The organism is Pseudonocardia sp. TMWB2A, assembly GCF_017312135.1.
This window is the reverse complement of record NZ_QKQY01000010.1, coordinates 1-2,582: the sequence shown is the minus strand read 5'-3', so window position 1 is coordinate 2,582 and position 2,582 is coordinate 1. Positions and strand designations below refer to the sequence as shown.

The 2,582-nt window shown below is 56.5% G+C and carries 5 protein-coding genes; all 5 read left to right on the top strand.

What is annotated here, in order from left to right; all coding sequences use genetic code 11:
- On the top strand, positions 1 to 941 hold a 941-nt coding region (locus tag DMP17_RS46270), incomplete at its 5' end, for a transglycosylase SLT domain-containing protein (RefSeq protein WP_337833044.1).
- Positions 932 to 1,636, top strand: coding sequence for a hypothetical protein (locus DMP17_RS46265; protein WP_337833043.1), 705 nt, complete (start codon positions 932 to 934; stop codon positions 1,634 to 1,636). The genes DMP17_RS46270 and DMP17_RS46265, both read left to right, overlap by 10 nt.
- A 44-nt stretch (positions 1,637 to 1,680) precedes the next feature.
- Entirely contained in the window at positions 1,681 to 1,842 is a 162-nt protein-coding gene (locus tag DMP17_RS46650; protein ID WP_443218008.1) for a TraR/DksA C4-type zinc finger protein, read from the top strand.
- Positions 1,839 to 2,198 (top strand): hypothetical protein, encoded by a 360-nt coding sequence (locus tag DMP17_RS46260; protein WP_337833042.1) that lies wholly within the window; start codon positions 1,839 to 1,841, stop codon positions 2,196 to 2,198. Before DMP17_RS46650 ends, DMP17_RS46260 begins: the two co-directional genes overlap by 4 nt.
- Entirely contained in the window at positions 2,191 to 2,502 is a 312-nt protein-coding gene (locus DMP17_RS46255; RefSeq protein ID WP_337833041.1) for a hypothetical protein, read from the top strand. Before DMP17_RS46260 ends, DMP17_RS46255 begins: the two co-directional genes overlap by 8 nt.
- Positions 2,503 to 2,582 lie beyond the last annotated feature (80 nt).

Here is a 2,582-nt window from a genome sequence, read left to right as displayed (position 1 = left end):
TTTTTTCGTTTGGAGTTCGCATGAATCTTTCTGATATTTTTGAGCGCTTGAACCTGCGCGACCTGTTGCGTGCCTGGCCACTGTTGCTGGTCTTTGGCATCACTTTCGTTGCCGTGCTGTATCTCAACCCTGCCAAGGCAGGTCTCGCCATTTGGGGTGTGAGTAAGCTGGCCCTTGGTGCGTATGTCGGCTATTGGGCTGACCGTCTGACTTTCCGTCCTGAAGACCGTCCGCACCTGCTGACGGGCATTGAACGTGGTACGGCGTGGAAGCGTCGCGCGTGGATTGGTCTGCGCATGCATCATCGCGGTGGCGTTGCTGCCATGAGGATTTTGGCACTCGTATTGATGCTGCTGTTCGCGGGCACTGCGGGTGCCCAGATTCCTGAAACGTCTGCGCGCTACCGTCTGAAGCTGGAACAGGAGGCGAACCGTTACTTTGGTCTGGCCGCACCGATCAGTGCACTTGCAGCGCAGGTGCACCAGGAGTCGACGTGGAACCCCAAAGCGCAGTCGCCTTACGCGATGGGCTTGACGCAGTTCACGCCATCGACCGCCAAATGGATTCCGAGCGTGTGTCCGTTGATCGGGCCGCCGGATGTGTGGGATCCGAATTGGTCATTGGCTGCGCACGCTTGCTACATGGCATGGCTCTACAAACGCGTGCCACGGTATGCGAAGCCGACGCCGCCGTTGAGTACCTGTGACCGCTTCGCGTTTGCCTTGCGTGCATACAACGGTGGCGAGGGTTGGGTGAACCGCGAGCGGAAGTTGGCGTTTGATAAAGGTGCCAACGCAAACAACTGGAAGGCTGTCGCACCGTACCGTTTGCGCGCCACATGGGCACACACGGAAAACATCGGCTATCCGCAACGCATTCTCAACGTACTTGAGCCCCGTTATTACAACGCAGGCTGGGATCGGTTACTCGCATGTCCTTGAATGTTGTTTCAGCCGAACGTGCATTGGTGATGAAAGCATTGCCGTATCTCATTGGCATGGTGCTGTTGGTGTTAATCGCCGGCAGTGGCGCAGGTGGATACCTTGGCTGGAAGCTTGGAAACGCGAGAGCACTAAAGGCTGAAAATTCTCGCCTTAAAGACGATTTGATTGACGTTCAAACGATGCTTGATGACATGACCGAAACCGCAATGGTTTTCCGTCAACAAGCGTTCGATGCGGCAACGGAAAACGAACTCGCCGCGCAGCGCATGAATGCGATCGCGGATGACCTGGAGTCACAACGTGAAACAAACCAAAAATTGCTGCTGCAGCAACGAGCCTCGCTTGAAGAATTGGCGCGCCGTCATCCTGACCTGCGCACTCTCGATCTTGGTGATGACGTCCTGCGCCACTGGAACCAAAGTAATAAAGGCACCGGCAGCGGCACCACCAAGCCCGCCACCGGCAATTCCGGCAAGCCTGCTTCAGCAGTGCCCGGAGCTTCCACCGGCAACATCGGCGATCGTGCTGGCGCTGCTCGCGAATCACGACGAGGTCACGGCTCGTTACCATCAATGCGCGGCGTCCAAAGTATCGCTCATTCTCGCAGTTCAGGAGTGGCGCAATACGGCATGGCAGTGGTATTGCAAAGCGGCGTCGGAAGCCGGCATCAAGATTGCGGAGTGTCCAGTTGATATCGGATATCGTCGACCGGGCAGCAGCCAATGAAGAACGCGCGATGGAAATTTTTGAGTCCACGCGACAGCGTCCTACGGACTACATCCCGACTGGAAGGGATTGTCGCGACTGCGGTAACGAGATTCCTGTCGCACGGCTTCAGCTCGTTCCGACAACTTGGCGCTGCATTCATTGCGCGATCGCACTGGAAGCACGGCCATGAATGAGATTCTCATTAGCCCACAGGTTGCGGTGACGCTCGTGCTGGCCGTGATTGGCAGCTTCTTCGGTTTCGGGCGGGTTTTGCTTTCACAGTTCGAACGCCGCCTTGGCGAGAAGTTTGAAGCGAGCACGGATATCAATACACAGCAAATGGGAAGCATTCAACGGGAAATCGAACGCGACAGGAAGTCACTGGCAAGCCTCTCCGAGGAACTGCGCGTCATCAGCAACGAATTGCCGTTGCAGTATGTTCGCCGCGAAGACTGGATCAGGTTCTCAACCTCCATAGACCACAAGCTCGACAAACTCGCAGACCTGGTCATTCAACACAACAACAGCGGATCGCATCGTGGATAACATTGATTTTGAAAAGGCACATCGCGAACAGACGCGCTGGCGAATCCTGAAGGTGCTCGACGCCGGTCGTCCGCTGCCTGTTTCGGAGCTCGTCATCTCGCAAGCGCTTGATGATGCAACGCTCGGGCTGACGCCAAACACGCTGCGCCGTGAGCTGACGTACCTGTCGGACCGCAAGCTGCTCACCATCCACGGCCGTCACGCCGCTGTATGGTCTGCAGAGCTGACGCATTTCGGCATTGACGTCGTCGAGTACACCGTCGATTGCATGCCAGGCATTGCACGACCGAAGAAATGGTATTGACCTATGCCACCACGTTCCAAAGTCCAGCAGCTACCGGATGACGTCCGGCAGGAATTAGAGCAAACGCTCATTGCAAACGG

Excerpts from the sequence above, each read along its gene's own strand:
- DMP17_RS46265 (WP_337833043.1), top strand. The coding sequence starts at position 932 with ATGTCCTTGAATGTTGTTTCAGCCGAACGTGCATTGGTGATGAAAGCA.
- DMP17_RS46650 (WP_443218008.1), top strand. The coding sequence starts at position 1,681 with ATGGAAATTTTTGAGTCCACGCGACAGCGTCCTACGGACTACATCCCG.
- DMP17_RS46260 (WP_337833042.1), top strand. The coding sequence starts at position 1,839 with ATGAATGAGATTCTCATTAGCCCACAGGTTGCGGTGACGCTCGTGCTG.